The organism is Lactivibrio alcoholicus (genome assembly GCF_055390895.1).
This window is the reverse complement of record NZ_AP042471.1, coordinates 1,576,814-1,593,927: the sequence shown is the minus strand read 5'-3', so window position 1 is coordinate 1,593,927 and position 17,114 is coordinate 1,576,814. Positions and strand designations below refer to the sequence as shown.

The window sequence follows — 17,114 nt, the reverse complement described above, 5'->3', positions numbered from 1 at the left end:
GTGCGCGACTGGCCTTCCGTATCGCCTGAAAATACCGATGTGATATACTTATTTCGTAAATTCCGACATAGCATTCGGGGGGTGGAATTCATGAAGCGGGTCGTGGTTGCCGTGGACGGAAGCGAGATCAGCCGGGCGCTGGCGGAATACGCCTTTCACTACGCACATCGTGAGGGAGACGCGGAACTCTTCTTCCTGCACGTCGTGGAGGCCCCGAACTTCTCGCGTTTCAATTCGGGACAGGCGCTGGTGAAGCTCCCCACCGAGGAGGAACGCATCAATCAGGCGCGCGATGCGATTCAGGCGCAGCTCGACGACGCGAAAAAAACGCTCCCCTACGCGCCTCCTCACGCGTGCGTCGTCGTGGCGTCGGGTGTTCCGTATCAGGAGATCGTCGATTACGCGAAGACCCAGGACGCGGACATAATCATGATCGGACACCGCGGCCTGAGCAACCTGGAACGGTTCTTCATCGGCAGCGTGGCCGCGAAGGTCGTCGCGCACGCTCCATGCAGCGTCTACGTCCTCCGTCCGAAGAAATAGACGGGGGAGCGGTTCCCGAACAAACGGAAACGCGTCGAACGAGTTCCCGAAAAAGGGGGGCGGAATCTTCCGCCCCCCTTTTTTTGCGCGGAGTCCGGGTGAAATTCCGGGAATCCCCCGTGACGGCCCGCTCCGATGCCTGTATGATGTGAAGCCGGAACGATTCGGGAGGGAGCCGTGCCGATGGTCGCAGGAACGAGATACGTCGTGAGTCTTCTGGCGGCGCTTCTGTCGCTCGCGTTCGGACAGATGTCGCTCGCGGCCCAGGACGCGCCGAAGGAAGACGCGTCGAAGGCACTGTCGCGGATGCTGCTCGACATGGAGGTCGCCGCGAAGACCGCCGAGGCGGAAATCGCGAAACTCCCGAGCATCGTCGACGACGAATGCGCCCGGATCAGGAACTCGCTCGACCGCTGGGCGAACTCGCAACTCCGCGCGATCGTCGCCGGAAACCACGCCGCCGTCGGCCGGCTTCTCGATGCCACGCACCTGCCGCAGGAGGAGGGCGCCTTCAGCGTCTGGTGGAAGCAGACGAAGGCCGGCGTCGGAAGCGACGGAGATCTCGACGCGCTTCTGAAGACATACTTCTCGATCCTTCAGCCCGGGATTTCCTCCGTGAACGAGGAATTCCAGAAGCAGATCATGGACAGTCTCGGGCAGGAAACGCTCGCAGGTCTTCAGGAGTCGATGGAACGGATCCGGAAGCCCTTCATCGGGATCCTGAAACAGCGTCTTCCCATCTACAACACGATCCCGGTTCCGAACACCGACAGGGCGACGGCGACGTTCTCGACGTCCGGAAAGATGGGCGACTTCCGGCAGGGAGCCATCCCCGTCAAGGGACTCGTCGGGGCCGCGCTGATCCTTCTCGGGAAACGGATCGTCACGCGCATCATGAAATTCCTCGCCGTCAAGATCGCGGGCAAGGTGCTCGCGAAGCTTCTGCCGGTCGTCGGGTGGATCCTTCTCGCGTTCGAGGTCTACGACATCGCGGGCGCCCGGGACCGATTCGAGGACGAGATGCGGAAGGCGTTCCTCTCGGAATACACCGCGGAGATCAACGCCGAAACCCTGTGGTGGAAGGGAGAGGACGCCCAGACTCCGTCGATGCGGGACGAAGTCAGCAGAAACGTCTGCTCGCTGCTGAAAAACTGGGAGAGGATCTGCCGCTCGGAGGCCGCGTCGATGATCCAGAGCGCGCACATCCTCTCGTTCTCCGAACCCGTCCGCGAGTACGTCTCGAAGGAACTCGACGGCGGCGCGGAATTCGAACCCGTCCTCCAGAAGATGGGCATCCTCTGGGACGTCTTCGGACCGCTGCTCGCGCAGGGGAAGATCGACACGTTCGAGTCCATGATCCTCGCGACTCCGGACAGGAACGACCTCCGGCTCCTCGCCGCGAATCTGGGGCCGAGGCTGCTGGAGATGTACCGGAAGTTCGGCCGTGACTTTCTCCAGGGCGTGAACAGGATCGGCGTCCGGAACTACCTTTCCGCCGGCGAGTGGGCGGACGGAAGAATCGACTGGAAGCTGCTCAACGGGCGCCTCTCGCTGCTTCCAGACCTCGGCGACGACAGGGAGGCGTCCCTCGGCCTCCTCACGCTCGTCCAGGAGGACGCCCCCTTCGAGGGAATCGCTCCGGCCTCGCTCTCGGACATCGCCGCGAACAGGGAACTTTTCCGTTCGGTCTGGCGGGCCATCCGTCCCGACATCCGGAAAACGCTCCTCATTCTCGGGAACAAAAAGGCCGCTTCGACCGTCGGCGAATGCCTCGAAGTCTCCCCCGGAGCCGCGTCCGCGTTCCTCGGAAGCTACGGGCCGGAATTCTGGACGGCCTGGTCGCGGGACGACATCCTGATCCTGCTGCGAATCACCGACTTCCGCTCGACGACCCTCGGGAAGCCGATCGACGCGTGCCTCCCGGCGGCCGAGGACCGCGCCGCCATGATCGCCGTCTGGCGCCGGACGGGAAAGCAGGGGATCGCGCTGTGGGACGCGTACGCGACCGAGGGCGCGGGCGCGCTCGGCAGAAAGCTCGCGAACGACGCGGTCGAGAGCCTGTCCGACGGCTACCCCTTCGGGGATCTGAGGGACCGCGCGCACCTTGAATTCGCCGTCGCGTGCCGGAAGATCCCGTTCGCGGGACGCCTTGTCTACGACACGTTCCGGAACCTCGGCGCGATCCCCCGGATCCTCGTCGTCGCGGCAGGCGCCGCGGCGGTTCTCGGCATGATTCTCGCCATCTTCGGAAGGAGAAGACGATGACCGGGAAAGGCATTCCCATCCTGACAGTAGACAACGTCCCGGGCGCGACGCTCGAATTCATCGGATGCGTCACGGCTTCGTGCTGCCTCTCGAAATCCATCGTCGCGGACATGTCCGCCAACCTGAAGAACTGGACGATCGGCGGCGAACTGACCCAGTACAGCAGGATGATCGACGACTCCGTCGGCCTCGTGCTGGAGCGCATCCGCAAAGAGGCTGCCCGCACCGGCGCGGACATAGTCGTCGGCTTCCGCCTGTCGACGACGAGCGTCTCCTCAGGCGCAGCCGAGATCATCGGGTACGGGACGGCGGTCCGCCTCGTCCGGAAGTGACCGCCGCGAACCGGAATCCCTCGTCGTCCTCAACGAACTGGTCATGAAGGGGTGCCAGGCGGGCATGGGGTGTCAGGGTAACGGCGGCCACCGCGTCGTGAAGGACGACATCGCGCCGCTGCTCGAGGAGATCTACGAAGCCGTGTCGTACACGCTCGACGCGATCGTGTACCGGGGACTCTCGGACGTGGAGATCGCGACGCTCGAAGAGCTGCTGCGCCGCGTGCAGGAGAACCCGGAGTCGTAGCCCCCGCCCTCCGCCGCAACGGAAACGCGAGGCCGCGCCCTCATCAGGCGCGGCCTCGCGCGTGTCGCGAAGCGCGGTTCTCTTCCGTTCCGGTACCGCTCTAGTAGCGCGACTGGAAGACCTTGACCGTGTACGTCCCCTTGCCGTCGGCCGTGCTCAGCGTTATCTTCGCGGTCCGGTCGCTCCCGGTCGCGTTCGGTTCCACCGTGACGTACACGTTGTTCGCGGCGTTCTTGTCCCCCGACGTCGCGCTCAGGGTACACCAGGACTGATCGCTCGCGGCGGTCCAGTTCCTCGCCGTTCCGAAATCGAGGCGCGCGTGGCTCCCCTTCGCGTCGAAGTCGAGGTTGTTCCCGGCGATCAGCGGCGGGTAGATGAACGGGATGACGTACGTCCTCGAGTCGGACTCCCAGTCCTGATGCTTCGTCTTGATCGCCTCGACCCACATCACGTACTGGTTTCCGTACGAAAGACCGTTCTTCCACGAGAACTTCGACTTGAACTGTCTGACCGCGTCCCTCGCCTCCGGGGCGATCTTCCACATCCACTGGTTGTACGGCTGGAAGTTGCTCCGCGACAGGAGGACGGCGTCGTTGAACTGGCCCAGATAGAACGGGTTGCCGCCGGAGCTCTTGATCGTCGGGCGCGGGAAGCTGTACGTCCAGTGGGCGTTCGTCGACGAGCTCGTCGGCACGGACGAGTTGGTGACGGTGCAGTCGCTGATCGTCACCGACTCCGACGACGAGTAGCTGATCCCGGCGCTGAGCCCTCCCGTGGGGCCGGAGGCGTTGAATCCGATGTTGCCTCCCAGGTTCCAGGAGAAGCCGCTCGTCGTGCTCGAGCTGCCCTGCGTCGTCCCGGGCGTCGAATTCATGAGCTGGACGTACCGGCGCGAATTGTCGTAGTCGAGCCAGTTATCGAACTCGTAGTCGACCATATACCCCGAAATCCTCGCGAGCGTCGTTTTGCTCCACCCCATCTGACCGTTCTTGTTCTCGTAATTGTTCGCGGGGTTCAGCATCCCGCGCTGCTGGACGACGAACCAGTCGTAGTCGACATTGTTGGCCTCGTTGTACGAATGGCAGGCATAGAGGTAATACGTGATCTGGAAGGCCTGACTGTATATCGAGGCGTCGTAGGTGTATATCTGCGCCTGGGCCAGCTGCGTCAGCTCGCCCGTGGACGCCGTCACCGCGGCCTCTCCCGCTTCTCGCGCCTGTCTGACCGCCTCCTGCTTCGCGTCGTTGTCGGCGACGTACCTCGCGAAATTCCTCGCCCGCATCTCGTGGAACGCCTCCATGTCCGGTACTTCCGGTTTTTCGTCATCACTCGCGATGGGCTCCGAAAGAACCATCGGGCTTTTGTCGGCGGGGGTGATCCACGTACAGATGTCGGTATTGAGAGCGTCGCGCGAGAGCTTTTCGACGGCGTACAGTTCCACGTAGTCCAGGCCGTCCTCGGCGGTATCGAGACTGAAGTTCGGCTCCTGGCCGATAGCCGCCAGGAAGCCGTTGACCTCGTCGACCGTCGCGTGCTCGACCGCCACGACCTGCCCTGCGTCGAACACCTTTTTGACCGCGTCCTTCGTGGATTCGTCGGGGATAAACCCGTCACGGAACGATACGAGCAGCGGCGAATCCGTCGCCTCTCCGTCGTACGGAAGGAATTCGGTCGCTATCGCCCTGAGGTACGCGGCGAGATCTCCGTGAACCTCCCCGATGTAGTAAATCTTGTCGAGAATCCCCTGAGAGTCCCCACCACCTCCACCGCACCCTCCCGAAAACAACGCCATCGCGAACAGCAGAACAACGCACAGAATTATCTTCTTTCCGCTCATCCGTCGCACCTCCCGATGTAATGTTCGTCGCGCATGGTCTGGCATGACGCTGCCGAGTATAGCTCACATTTCTCCATTTGGCTTTCGGGAGATGATCCCCCCTGACACAGTGTCAGAGTCAATAGGGCAAACCCTTTCGTCCTCAAGACGCAGCTCCCCTGGCGTACCCGTACTCTCCTCCGACTTTCTCTTCGTCCGCGTGCGGCACAACGCACATGTCGCCGGACGAGATCTCCGGCAATCCGTAATCGTCCTGAATTTCCCGTTCGGCCTTGCTTTCCGCGAAAAGATGAGGCGAATCCGACCTTCCAGAGAAATGTCCGGCTCAACTCGACGAGCCGGTCGGATATGGAGGTGTTTTCCCGAAGGGAGGTCCCAGGGCTGAAGATTCCATATCCATGAACCTCTCGTTCCTCTCCGTATGGACCGCCTGTCGACGAATCAGGAAATCGCTCCCGGCCCACGTTCAGCATCAAATAGTAATACTTGTTAAAAAACAAATCAAACTACTAGCTTCAATTGCTGTTTCCTTGAAAAACCTCCCATACAAGCCATCCTCCTGGTTTTTTTCACTTTTTTTCAGGAAAGACTCAGAATCAAGAAAAAAACGATCATCGTCAATGGAGTACCTGAGCGGATCCAACGTGTTTTCCTCCCAGAAAAATAGATAGAAAGTGCTAGTACATCTATATTCTAAAAATTAGCCTTAAATTATTGCAAATACTACGTTTTTGCTTTTTATTCAAATATAAATATAAATGACAAGAAATACTCTCTTCAAAGCGACAAGTTCTGAGACAACTCCTAAAATTATCAAGGTATTGTGTTTTGTTTTCGCGATTCATGGCTGTCCCCCACTGGGAAGGAACGCTCGTTTCATTCCCTTTCTTTCGTTTTCTCAATCCCTGCAAGGAGTGAACACCGAAAGAAACAGAGAAAACACTCCGGAGATATCTGCGGAGTGCCATTCCGTGCATTGTGTAAAACATCACTGAAAAGGGAGGAACGTGGGCAATGGACGAGGCACATCGCCTCTGGAAGAGGAGCAAGAAAAAGATACACGTATTGATCGCCGGGGCGGATCCTATGGTGATGCATATCGTGGAGCGCTGTGTGCGCGGGCAGGGCGGGTTCGAACTCGTCGGAGGCGTTTTCAATTCTACGGACATGCGCAGAGTCCTGCGGTCCGCGTCTCCGGACCTCGTCATCCTGGAACCCGCCATGTCGCCCAGGCGGCCTCTCGAAGCGGTTCGGATTGTCCAGCGGGAGAGCATTGCGATGATGATCGGGGTGAGTCGCATCAGTAACGTCGTCGCGATCGATTCCATTCTCGGGTATCGTGTCTTCGACTTCATTCTGAAGCCCTTCGGTATTGACCGGCTCGTGACATCGATAGAGGCATTCCGGAAATTCTTCGAATACCGGTCGCGGTTATCGGGGAGGGTGTATCAGGAAGAAGTCGACAAGCTCCTGACGGAGCGACGCCTGTCGATCGTCGGCAAGGAGACTCCGAAGGGCCTGCAGCGCGAGTGCCTTTCCCGAATATTCGCCGCGTTCGAAACGGATCCGTTCCGGACGATGTCCGTTGCCGATGCCATGCAGATCTGCCACATCTCCCGTTCGACCGCGTGGCGCTATCTGGAATATCTGGTAACGGACGGCGTTCTTTCGAAAACGCCGTCATATAAACCAATCGGGCGGCCGGTTTCTCTCTATCGAAGAGTCGGACAGGTCGGTCCTTCCGGAAAGTAAGCGGCACATTCCGTTTCATTCGCTTTTTCCGATCTCCAGGGAGCCTGACGCGCATCTTTCATTATGCGGACTCCAATCCGCACAAATCGGACTTTCAAACCGTTGCAAACACCGGATGCCGTTTTCGATGGAGGCGAAGGATATCTCCACGAAGGGGCATTTGGAGCAGATTGGTTTTGACAACGCAAATCTGATCACCAGTGATAGCCGAATTTTGACCACCTCGGTCATTCTTCCGCGCCTTCCGTTTTGAGTTGTATCCGGCTTCTCTTCCGTCCCTCCTTCAAAGTTTCCTTCAGTCTGTAGCTCTCCCACGCGCACTCGATGATGTGCGCCTTGTGGGTCAGACGGTCAAGCAGGGCCGCCGTCATGTTCGGGTCGCCGAAGACTTCCGTCCAGCTGCCGAATCCAAGGTTCGTCGTTACTATGACCGATCCGCGCTCGTGTCGTTCCGCGAAGACCTGGAACAGAAGCTCGCCTCCTTCCTTCGAAAAAGGAACGTACCCGAGTTCGTCCACGATCAGAAGATCGTACCGGGTGTACTTTCCGAGGGTCCGCGCAAGGGTTTTCTCTCCCCGGCTTTCCAGAAGTTCGTTGACGAGGTTGCAGGCCGTCGTGAACCGCACCCGCATGTTCTTCCGACAGGCTTCTATTCCCAGGGCGGTGGCGAGGTGCGTCTTCCCGCACCCGCTTTTGCCCAGGAAGAGGATATTCCGGCGCCGGGAGATGTAGTCTCCGGCGGCCAGTTCCCCGATGAGCCGCCTGTCAAGCTGCGGAGCCTCTTCGAAGATGAAGGTTCCCAGTGTCTTGACCAGGGAGAACCGGGCTTCCTTCAACCTTCTCTTTTCCCTGTTCTCCGAGCGGATCTGGAGTTCCAGTTCCGTGACGTCAAGGAGAAATTCTTCGTAGCTCGCTCCCCGTTCCTCGGCCTGCCGGAGGCGTTCTTCAAGGTGTCGGGCGGCGTTGCCGAGGGTGAGGCTCTTCAGGTTTTCCTGAACCTGCATGAGGAGTCCCGCGTTCATTGTCTGGCCTCCAGGACAGAATAGGCCGATACGTCCGCCGGAGGAAGCACGGTCCACCGTTCCGATTCGAGGGGACGGACGAACTCCTCCCGCGTCCCGGCCGTTTCAAGCAGGCAGCGGATTCCAGCGGCGCTGCCCAGTCCGCTCTCAAGAGCCCGTTCCACCGCGTCCTCAACCGGCTTTTGCCCGTAATTCCTGGCGAGGAGCAGGACGTCGATGAATTCCTTGATTCCCCGGTTCTCTCCCCGACGTTCCCGGAACTGTTCCAGAAGGGTGTTCATGGATTCGCTCCATGTCTTTTTCCATTCCGTAAGCGGGCGGGCGTCCCGGAAGGCTCCCGGCCGTTCCCGGAGAAGCTCCAGGTAGTGGTCCGCATCGAGGATCCAGTGGTTGTTCCCGTATTTCCTTCCGTGGTCGGCGACCCGGGTTCCTCCGCTGTAGACCGATATCCTGTCCACCGTGAGGATCGCCCTGAGCGGCCGGCCGGCGTAGGAGGCGGGGACGGAGTACCGGTTCTTGTCCACCATGACGGTGGCGTATTTGTCCGCCTTCACCGGTACGGTCTGTTCGTTGCCGTAGGGGTGGCGCGGAAGGGGAATGAGGACCTCCCTTTCCGCCTCGTGAAGCTCCCTTACGGTTCCTTCCCGCCCGGCGATCCTGTGGGAGCCGTAGGAGAGACATTCCTCCACAAGTCTGTCATTGATGTCCTCCAGACTTTCTCCCTGCGGGACGGGCGTCAGGAAGTTCCGGCGCGCGAATCCCACGAGCCCTTCGACTCCGCCCTTCTCGTTTCCCCGTCCCGGCGAGCAGAAGCGGCCGATGAAGGTGTACCAGGAGCGAAACCGGACGAAGCTTTCCCGCTCTTTCCTCTCTTTCCCGAGAAGAACCTTCTCCACCGCCGCGCTCAGGTTGTCAAAGATCACTACGGGAAAGACTCCCCCGTAATAGACGAATCCCCGGCTGAGCCCGTCGAATAAGGCCTGCTGCCGTTCGCAGGGGTAGAGCCGGACAAAGGGCGTTCCCGAGTACTTCGATCTCATGCAGAAGCATTTCACCCGTACGGCTTCTCCGCCCAGGATTACAGCGACGGTTCCCCAGTCCGCCTCCGCCTCTCCTCTCGGTGACGGCTCCAGGGGGATGAATGCCCCGGAACTTTTCAAGCCGAGCGTTCTCTTGACCGCCGCCACGTGGCGCCGCACTGTCGTTTCGCTTCCGGTAAACCCGTATTCGTTCACCAGTCGGGTATATATCCGCTTCGCCGTATGGCGCTGCTTCTTCGGACTTTCAAGGTCCCCTTCCAGCCATTTGAATATGATCTCGTGATAGGGGCCGAGCACCGGAAAAGGCTGGATCTTTCTTGGAGAATAGCCTGTGAATTCCCCCCGAAGCACTTTCTTCACCGTGTTGCGTGAATGCCCCGTCTCCCTGGCTATTTCGCTCACGTTCTTGCCGTAAATCCGCTGAGCGGTCCGTATGTATTCGTACTGGTCCACACTGAGCATCCTTTCCCCTCCGGCTTCATCGTCGTGGTGTGCGTCCCCGCCGATGATACCCGGAGCTATGGTCAGGTGGTCAATTTTCGGCTCTCGTTCGCCTCTAAAGTGGTCAATTTTAGAGTACCAAAACCAGCAGATCACCGGAATATGCGGCCGATATGTGCTGGAGACCTACGGATCGACGCAGCTCTTGTCGGATCTCGGGCTCGCCGCCAGGCTTCACGACATAGAAATAGAGAGGTATCAGCGATACAGTGCCGAACAAACCTGGGCGGTTGGCCAAGGAGGAGATGGCGTACATGAGGAAACATCCGCTCATCATGGGGCAGATCCTCCCGCCGTTTTCCAATTCAGAAGGCGATCGCGGACATAGCGAAGCATCATTACGAAAGATTCGACGGAAAGGGCCCCCGACGGACTCTCGGGGAGGGGAATCGATCCACATCGGGAGCAGGATGCCGGCATTGGCCGACGCGTACGACGCGATGACGTCTGTCAGGCCGTACAGAGACGCCCCCGGAATCGAAGATGTGACCGTCGGGATTCGGTAAAATCCCGGAAAGCAGTTCGATCCGGACGAGGGAAGGAGACTCGTCGATCTCTTGTGTCTCTCTTACCCATTTCATAAATTTGGTATATTTTAATGACGAAATTTTTAAATATACAAAAATAAATACGCATGTTAATATTCATAGGTCAGTAACTATACTTGCGCAATTGATTTTTTATAATTAAAAAATCAATTGCAACTATTGCCGAAATACTTGCTTGAATTTCAAAGCCATTCCCAGAGCCAACCTGGTCTCGGAGTCACGGAGAGACACATTGAGCACTTTTTCGATGCGTCGCTTTCGAAACAGAACGGTCTGGCGATGTACATAAAGTTGTTCTGCCACTTCTTCCAGATTGTTCGACTGCATGATTTTCGTCAATGTATTTTCAAGATCTGTCCCATGGGTATGATCGTATTCCTCCAGCCTCCCCAGAGTCCGACTTATGAAATCATTCACATGCTCTTTATCCAATACAGCCGGGAAAAATTGAAATACTCCGATGTCCAGATAATGGTGAATACACACGCCGGGTTCCAGCTTCTCTCCCAATTCGGCTGCGGTGCGAGCCTGTCCGTATACTTTGGCAAGATTCCAGAAAGTATTCTCATGGAATTCGGCGATTCCAATGCAGATCTCAGTTTCCGGAGCGTATTCGTCTATCGCTCCCTGCCAGCTGCTTGCCTGCTCTCGTTCTTCGAGTTGAATATCACGCACGTCGTGAAGAGCCGGAACTAAAACTGCGATACCTTCCTTGCTTTCCCACGCGATGACCTCGGAATTCCCGGCGAGAAGTCCCATCAAATCGTCGATCGCCGCATGCGTTTTTCTTTCTCGCTCCCGCGGCATTTCCTGGGAGTCCAGAGATCCTTTGAAAGCGATCAGAAAGCATGAGAAATTCCGCCCCAGATTCAGCCTCACCTGCCACGCCTGATCCAATACTTCACGCGATGGAGCGATCCTGCCTTCTATCAGACCATTCAGCAGGTCGTTCCTCCGTTGTCTCGCATATGCCGGATCGGACATTTTTTTTATCTTATTTTGTTCAGTAACATCAAGCATATTGCATGCAACCGTACTTTTATTTGATATTTTATATGCAATAGGGACAATTCGCACAGAGAAACATCTGCTTCCCAACTCCGAGATTAATACGAATTCATCAAATTGAGGAGTTTTATTATCAATAGCACTCTTTACTTTTTGGATTAACTTTTGCGATATTTCTATCGGAAATAGATCACATATATTTCCCCAAGACAATTCTCTAGAAATATTTAAAGATAATAATTTATTTTCATCGAAAATTTCTATAATATTCCCAAGTTCATCGAGTATCATTCCGGCTCCCGGCATTGATTTTGAGAATTCTCTCAGGCGAACTATTATATCTTTTTCCGTTTTATCTCGTTCACTCTGCTGGGTAATATCTTCAATTCTCCCTAAAATATCACTTGATCGACCATCCGAATTTTTCAATGTAACGCCGCTCACTCTGATCAACCGGATCTCGCCATTTGACAAGTGAGCATGTACTTCTTCGGAAAAATAACTGTTATTGCGAAAAAGCGATAGAATTCCCTTCTTGATTTTTTTTACATCATCCGAAGCGGAACGAGAATACAGTATTCTGTAGGATTCTCTTTCAAGCTCTTCCCTGCTGACTCCGAATAACTCCAGAATTCCATCCGAACATGTGAATTTTCTGGTCGTCAGGTTTATTTTCCAGCTGCCCGTCTTTCCCAATCTCTCCGCCTCGATAAGCTGTTGTTTCATTTCGGATCGTTCGGAAACATCCATAACCGCTACGATGATTTTTTCGACGATGCCGTCGGAAGAACGAATGGGCGCGTATACTCCGTGAGTCCAGATTTTTTTCTTCGATCCAGCCCTTTGATATTGATCAAGAAAATCCATGGTTTTTCCCTGCAGCGCTTCAAGAAACATTCGAGTATGCTTTTCGCGCAATTCCGGCGCAATCGCGTCGCCGAAGGGACGCCCCTGGATCTCCTGCCTGTCAATTCCCCAGAAATCGGCAAATCGCTGATTCACCTGGAGAAGCGTGCCGTCATAGTTGATGCAGCACAGAAAACAGGGCGCCGCATCAATAAATAACCGCAGGGACTGCTCTCTTTCGGCCAACCGGCGGCACAAATCCGCCGGATGTCCATGCTGGTCGAGTCTCCTGCTGATGCCTGCCGCTTCTATGCCTCCATTCATACGGCGAAACAGGCAGACTGCGATTTCGACCCATACGGTTGTTCCACCCCTGCACGGTTGCTCCACGGTCTCGATGAACTGAATCTCACGAGTCAGAGAGTGGGACAGAGACGCAAGCCATTCCGGTATATGCTCTTTAATTCTTTTATAAGAATCAGGCATAAGCAGCTCTTTCATTCCGCGACCGACAATCTCTTCCGGATCGAATCCTCGAACCTTTTTCACAGATGGGCTGACATCGAGCACCGTCATCGTTTCCAGGTCGAATCGCCAGATGACGTTATCGAATACTTTCGTCATCATGGAGTACAAAACCCTCTGACGCCGCAATTTCTCTATCCGAACCGACTTTATGTCGTCGTTTCCAGCTGTTTTTCTTTCATCTCGTGTCCCGTCCATAGCGTACGCCGCCCCTTGTGATTAAAATCTATTTTAAACAATCATAAGAATTTTAATGCTTTGATATTTTTATTTCAAAACAATAACTCCAATAACTTTTATATATTTTAGATCTCATTAAAATTATTTAGTAAAAGTGAGAAAATATACCTTGTGATCAAAATTCTATCATCTCAGGCCACGTCCCGAGTTTTATTCAATATATGACTCAAGATACAATTTCACGGACATATTTTTATACTGATAGAACAACTTGACCTTGAGATACGGCGAACGACAATAGGGATACTGACCGTCGCAAAGTGTTGTTTGATCGTAGTGTGGAGTTTCGAATCCGAAAATGTTTTTAAAAAAAACCGGATTATGCGCATCGGAAAGCCAAAAGGAGGAGTGCATCCGAGAGATTCCCAGAAAAACAGAACCCGATCCGATCCGACTCCTGTACCCGTATTTCTGAAAGCTCCGGGTTCAATCGGGCGAATGTGATCCTGTACCCCGCAAGCAGAAACATGCCATAGAAAACTTCGACAATCGACGGAGGCGGGAAAATGACGATACGAGGAAAATTGATTTCGATGGCCGCAGTCGTCCTGCTGGTGATTGCGACGATGGCTGGCTTTACCTATTACCGCAGCGATTCGCTGATGCGCGATCAGGTGAACTCCGCCGGCATGGAGATAGTTAAAGGCGCGGCCGATATCATCGACGGAAAGTTCGACAGAATCCAGGGAGTCGTTCGTACGGCGGCCGTCTCCGTGCAGTATGCGGCGACGCAGCTCGGCGTGAGCGACGACGCAGGTCTCCAGAGGATCGCCGTGAACCTCGCGCAACAGACGAAGTCTGACGGCGTTCTCGATATATACATAGGCAACGAGGCGACCGGCAGGCTTTCGGACGGCACCGGCTGGAAGGAGCCCGCCGGGTACGACGTGCGCTCGCGCCTGTGGTACAAGCAGGCGGTCCAGGCAGGCAAGGACCGGATCATTTTCACCGATCCCTTCAAAAGCATGATCACCGGGAACACGGTGATTCTGGCCGCAACGACAATAAACGACAGGGAAGGAAAACTGCTCGGCGTCGTCGCGGGGGAAATGGACATCGCCGCCATGAACGAATTCGTCGTGAATCTGAGGATATTCGGCAAGGGAAGCGGCCTGATGACTCTCAGGAACGGACTTCTCGCGGCGTACCATATCAAGGAGGATGTCCTGAAAGCGAACATCACTACGGACCCGAAGCTTCCCGAAGCCGTTCGGAATATAGGAAAGAAAATGATCGCCGGGAACACCGGATTCGAGTCCTATACGTATCAGGGCGAGGAACGCCAGATGTTCTTCGCGCCGACGCAGCGCGGATATTCCCTCGGCGTCCTCTTCCCCGTGTCGGAGATCACGGCGATGGTGCGGGGGCTGACGACGATTCTGCTCGCGATAGCGGCCGTCGCGCTCGTCATCACCGGCGCCGTCATTTTCTTCATCGTCAGGAGCCTCGCGAGGTCGATCGGAACGATGGGGACGGTTACGGAGAAACTGGGAGCGGGGGATCTGACCGTCAGCTACGACGATTCCGGGAAGGACGAGATCGCGCAGATCTCCCGCATCCTCAACGGAATGGTCGCTTCCCTTCGCGAGGTCATGACATCCATCCGACATGAGGCCGAAGAAACGTCCCAAAGGGCGGAAACGCTCGCCTCCCTCTCGGAGGAAAGCCTCTCGTCGATGGAGGAAGTGTCCGGTGCGGTCGAAAAGGTCCAGAGCATGGCGGAACAAAGTTCGGCGGCCCTCGAGGAAACGAACGCCTCGATCGAGGAAATCGCGTCGAGCGCCCAGTCCGCGGCCCGGACCGCGAGCGACGGGGCGAAGGAAGGAACGGAAGTCTCCGAAGGGACGGGACACGCCGTCGAAGAAGTGAGCGCCGTTATCGAAGACATCGGGAAGGCGGAAGGGGAATCGGAGAAGAGCATCGAACGGATCAGGGCGCTCGCGAAGTCGGTGGACGACATCTCCGGATTCGTGGCGACGATCACGTCGATCGCAGACCAGACGAACCTGTTGGCCCTGAACGCGGCGATCGAGGCGGCGAGGGCCGGAGAGGCCGGGCGGGGCTTCGCGGTCGTCGCGGAAGAGGTCAGGAAGCTTGCGGAGGAATCGGCGCGCGCGGCGCAGGAAGTCGACAAGCTCATCGAAGGGCTTCAGAGGCATTCCGGCGACTCCATAACCGCGACGGAAACCACGGGGAGGATTCTCGGCGAGACGATGAAACGGGCGTCCGGGACGCAGGAGAAACTCACGGAGGCGCTGGCGGCGACCAAGAAGATGGTCGAGGCGATCCAGAGCATCGCGGCGGTGTCGGAGGAGCAGGCGGCGTCAAGCGAGGAGATGACGAGCGCGGTGCAGAGCGTGACGGAGGCGACGGGGAACGTCGTCGAATCGGTCGCGTCGATCGGATCCGCGTCGCGGGAGACGACGAAGGCGGCGGAGTCGATCGCAAAGGAGGCGCAGGAGATGGCCGCGACGGCCGAGAAGTTGCAGAAGCTCGTGGGACGTTTCGTCGTCGACGACTCCTCGAACGGACTCCTGCCGAAGAAATGAAGACCGACGGGGAATCCGGACGTTTTTCAGCGATCGTCGCGGTTCGGCAACCGACGGGGAGGGAGTGAAGATGGTGGAACATCAGCTGGTGGTATTCGGCCTGGGCAGCGAAGAGTTCGGAATCGACATTTCGCAGGTCCGCGAGATCGTTCGTCTCCAGAACATCACGGCAATTCCGCAATCCCTCGATTTCATCGAGGGTATCGTGAACCTTCGCGGCCAGATCGTCCCGATCGTCGACCTGTGCAAGCGTTTCGAAACGAAAAACGGGAGAAACGCGGACGAGTCGCAGCGGCGAATCATCGTGGTGAACATGGGAAACCAGAACATCGGAGTCCTCGTGGACGGAGTGTCGGAAATCCTGCGGATTCCGGAAGAATCCGTCGAGCCGACGCCGCCGATCGTTGCGAACGGAGTCTCGTCGGACTTCATTCGCGGAGTCGCGAAGGTCGAGAACCGGCTGATCATCATTCTGGATCTTGATCGTATTTTCACGTTGGAGGAAAAAGGAGCGCTCGAGAGAAGACGCGCAGGGGACGGATAATCTCAGGAGAAGGATGACATCGGGAAAAGCAGGCCGCACGGCGCACCGTGCGGCCTGACGGCAAATCCGGACTTCGCGCTTCTTTCGCCCTAGAACACGGGAACCTTCAGCTCCGACGGGTCCGCCCTCACGAACTTTTTCGACACGTCCCCGCAGTAATCGGGATCGTTCTTCCCCAGGTCGAGCTTCATCGCCGTGGCCTCCTCCGAGAGGTCGAACGACGAAAAGTCCGCCCAGATGAGGAACGGGCTCGTCGTCGACTCGTAATAATAGACCCCGTTCGTCGAATCGGCGACGACCCTCCAGATCGTCGCGGCGATGTACGGGTTCTTCGGGTCGACCGACACGCTGAACGGCTGCGACGCGTTCCGGGTCACGCTGAGGACTCCCGCGACCGCCTCCCGCAACGTATTCGGTTTGGGGAGGTACTTCATGTAGTACGCGGCGCGAACGAACCGGTCGAGCGAATCGGCCGTCCCGGGGAGCGGCCTGGTTCCTCCGAAGCCCCTGTATTTCCCGAGGTTTTCCTGTTGCTTTTCAAACGTCGGACGGTTCGTCATGATCGTGTAGTTCCGGTCGTGGTGGATGAGCGGCTTGCCGCCGACGTACTCGACGATCGCAGAGTCCCCGGAAGAATCCGCGAGGGAGAGGTGGAGCGTGGCTTCGGACATCGTGACGCCGACCTTCGGGATGTCCATCGGAACCTTCATCCCCACGATCTGGTACTGCGCCGACCGCATCGCCTTCACGGCCTCGCTCACGGTCTCGCAGGTGTCGAGGACGTACTGCGCCCACAGGGCGACGGAGAGCCCGGGAACGTCCTTGCGTCTCTTTCCGTAGTCGCTTTCGTCGAGCCACAGCAGGTTCGCCACGAGGCCCCTTTCGTTCATCCCGTCGGCGACGAAGGCGTTGTTTCCGACGACGGAGGCCGCGACGATGCTTCCGTATTTCGATTTCCACACGAGGGAGTTCTCCCCGGGGAGGCCGTCGCGGCGGAGTCCGCGCGGAAGGGCCCACAGGGAGATCGCCGTCTTTTCGGGCCAGTCCATGTTTCTGCCGACGAGGACGGCCTGTCCGTTCGAGGACGAAAGCACGCGGCTGCACGCGGTCGCGGCGACGCCCGTCGCGGCGAGGATGACGGCCGCGAGAAGGATGATCGTCGTGAACATGGAACGAGACGCTGTACCGTTATTGCGCATTGCTCTGCCTCCTTGTCATCGCATCCGGGAGGGATGCCCCGGATGCCGCGGTGATCGATTTCGGAACGGCGCGACCGGGATGAATCCGGGCTGCGTCATGGTGGACGGACCGTTCT

13 protein-coding genes are annotated in these 17,114 nt (G+C 57.2%); 7 read left to right on the top strand and 6 right to left on the bottom strand.

Annotated features, from left to right (window positions below):
• Positions 1 to 90 precede the first annotated feature (90 nt).
• From ACZ5IU_RS07405 to ACZ5IU_RS07390, 4 genes are all read left to right on the top strand, one after another.
• Positions 91 to 543 carry a universal stress protein gene (locus tag ACZ5IU_RS07405; protein WP_464421552.1) on the top strand — a complete coding sequence of 151 codons (453 nt, stop codon included), beginning with the start codon at positions 91 to 93 and terminating at the stop codon, positions 541 to 543.
• 183 nt (positions 544 to 726) lie between these two features.
• Positions 727 to 2,808 carry a hypothetical protein gene (locus ACZ5IU_RS07400; RefSeq protein ID WP_464421551.1) on the top strand — a complete coding sequence of 694 codons (2,082 nt, stop codon included), beginning with the start codon at positions 727 to 729 and terminating at the stop codon, positions 2,806 to 2,808.
• A complete protein-coding gene (locus tag ACZ5IU_RS07395) occupies positions 2,805 to 3,140 on the top strand; it encodes a YbjQ family protein (RefSeq protein WP_464421550.1) in 336 nt (111 codons plus the stop codon). The genes ACZ5IU_RS07400 and ACZ5IU_RS07395 overlap by 4 nt, the downstream gene beginning before the upstream one ends.
• Before the next feature lie 64 nt (positions 3,141 to 3,204).
• Positions 3,205 to 3,387, top strand: a complete 183-nt coding sequence (locus ACZ5IU_RS07390) for a hypothetical protein (RefSeq protein ID WP_464421549.1) — start codon at positions 3,205 to 3,207, stop codon at positions 3,385 to 3,387.
• Between the two features lie 100 nt (positions 3,388 to 3,487).
• On the opposite strand, the gene ACZ5IU_RS07385 is transcribed toward ACZ5IU_RS07390, so the two are convergent.
• Positions 3,488 to 5,224 carry a BACON domain-containing protein gene (locus ACZ5IU_RS07385; protein WP_464421548.1) on the bottom strand — a complete coding sequence of 579 codons (1,737 nt, stop codon included), beginning with the start codon at positions 5,222 to 5,224 and terminating at the stop codon, positions 3,488 to 3,490.
• Between the two features lie 472 nt (positions 5,225 to 5,696).
• Entirely contained in the window at positions 5,697 to 5,867 is a 171-nt protein-coding gene (locus ACZ5IU_RS07380; RefSeq protein WP_464421547.1) for a hypothetical protein, read from the bottom strand.
• 371 nt (positions 5,868 to 6,238) lie between these two features.
• Here ACZ5IU_RS07380 and ACZ5IU_RS07375 point away from each other — a divergent pair, with 371 nt between their 5' ends.
• Positions 6,239 to 6,976 carry a response regulator gene (locus tag ACZ5IU_RS07375; protein ID WP_464421546.1) on the top strand — a complete coding sequence of 246 codons (738 nt, stop codon included), beginning with the start codon at positions 6,239 to 6,241 and terminating at the stop codon, positions 6,974 to 6,976.
• A gap of 227 nt (positions 6,977 to 7,203) precedes the next feature.
• Here the strand turns inward: ACZ5IU_RS07375 and istB are convergent, their stop codons facing one another.
• The 3 genes from istB to ACZ5IU_RS07360 form a co-directional block, all read right to left on the bottom strand.
• The gene (istB, locus tag ACZ5IU_RS07370; RefSeq protein WP_464420571.1) at positions 7,204 to 7,998 is read right to left on the bottom strand and encodes an IS21-like element helper ATPase IstB; all 795 of its coding nucleotides are present in this window, start codon (positions 7,996 to 7,998) and stop codon (positions 7,204 to 7,206) included.
• Positions 7,995 to 9,500, bottom strand: a complete 1,506-nt coding sequence (istA, locus tag ACZ5IU_RS07365; protein WP_464420569.1) for an IS21 family transposase — start codon at positions 9,498 to 9,500, stop codon at positions 7,995 to 7,997. The genes istB and istA overlap by 4 nt, the downstream gene beginning before the upstream one ends.
• A gap of 743 nt (positions 9,501 to 10,243) precedes the next feature.
• Positions 10,244 to 12,664 carry a PAS domain S-box protein gene (locus ACZ5IU_RS07360; protein WP_464421545.1) on the bottom strand — a complete coding sequence of 807 codons (2,421 nt, stop codon included), beginning with the start codon at positions 12,662 to 12,664 and terminating at the stop codon, positions 10,244 to 10,246.
• 548 nt (positions 12,665 to 13,212) lie between these two features.
• Here ACZ5IU_RS07360 and ACZ5IU_RS07355 point away from each other — a divergent pair.
• Together ACZ5IU_RS07355 and ACZ5IU_RS07350 are read left to right on the top strand one after the other, a co-directional pair.
• Positions 13,213 to 15,255 carry a methyl-accepting chemotaxis protein gene (locus ACZ5IU_RS07355; protein WP_464421544.1) on the top strand — a complete coding sequence of 681 codons (2,043 nt, stop codon included), beginning with the start codon at positions 13,213 to 13,215 and terminating at the stop codon, positions 15,253 to 15,255.
• A gap of 70 nt (positions 15,256 to 15,325) precedes the next feature.
• Positions 15,326 to 15,799, top strand: a complete 474-nt coding sequence (locus ACZ5IU_RS07350; protein ID WP_464421543.1) for a chemotaxis protein CheW — start codon at positions 15,326 to 15,328, stop codon at positions 15,797 to 15,799.
• Between the two features lie 89 nt (positions 15,800 to 15,888).
• Here the strand turns inward: ACZ5IU_RS07350 and ACZ5IU_RS07345 are convergent, their stop codons facing one another.
• Positions 15,889 to 16,998, bottom strand: a complete 1,110-nt coding sequence (locus ACZ5IU_RS07345; RefSeq protein WP_464421542.1) for a linear amide C-N hydrolase — start codon at positions 16,996 to 16,998, stop codon at positions 15,889 to 15,891.
• Between the last annotated feature and the right edge of the window lie 116 nt (positions 16,999 to 17,114).

What these genes read in the sequence shown, in the direction of transcription:
- ACZ5IU_RS07405 (WP_464421552.1), top strand. Translation starts at nt 91, where the DNA reads ATGAAGCGGGTCGTGGTTGCCGTGGACGGAAGCGAGATCAGCCGGGCG.
- ACZ5IU_RS07400 (WP_464421551.1), top strand. Translation starts at nt 727, where the DNA reads ATGGTCGCAGGAACGAGATACGTCGTGAGTCTTCTGGCGGCGCTTCTG.
- ACZ5IU_RS07395 (WP_464421550.1), top strand. Translation starts at nt 2,805, where the DNA reads ATGACCGGGAAAGGCATTCCCATCCTGACAGTAGACAACGTCCCGGGC.
- ACZ5IU_RS07390 (WP_464421549.1), top strand. Translation starts at nt 3,205, where the DNA reads ATGGGGTGTCAGGGTAACGGCGGCCACCGCGTCGTGAAGGACGACATC.
- ACZ5IU_RS07385 (WP_464421548.1), bottom strand. Translation starts at nt 5,224, where the DNA reads ATGAGCGGAAAGAAGATAATTCTGTGCGTTGTTCTGCTGTTCGCGATG.
- ACZ5IU_RS07375 (WP_464421546.1), top strand. Translation starts at nt 6,239, where the DNA reads ATGGACGAGGCACATCGCCTCTGGAAGAGGAGCAAGAAAAAGATACAC.
- istB (WP_464420571.1), bottom strand. Translation starts at nt 7,998, where the DNA reads ATGAACGCGGGACTCCTCATGCAGGTTCAGGAAAACCTGAAGAGCCTC.
- istA (WP_464420569.1), bottom strand. Translation starts at nt 9,500, where the DNA reads ATGCTCAGTGTGGACCAGTACGAATACATACGGACCGCTCAGCGGATT.
- ACZ5IU_RS07360 (WP_464421545.1), bottom strand. Translation starts at nt 12,664, where the DNA reads ATGGACGGGACACGAGATGAAAGAAAAACAGCTGGAAACGACGACATA.
- ACZ5IU_RS07355 (WP_464421544.1), top strand. Translation starts at nt 13,213, where the DNA reads ATGACGATACGAGGAAAATTGATTTCGATGGCCGCAGTCGTCCTGCTG.
- ACZ5IU_RS07350 (WP_464421543.1), top strand. Translation starts at nt 15,326, where the DNA reads ATGGTGGAACATCAGCTGGTGGTATTCGGCCTGGGCAGCGAAGAGTTC.
- ACZ5IU_RS07345 (WP_464421542.1), bottom strand. Translation starts at nt 16,998, where the DNA reads ATGCGCAATAACGGTACAGCGTCTCGTTCCATGTTCACGACGATCATC.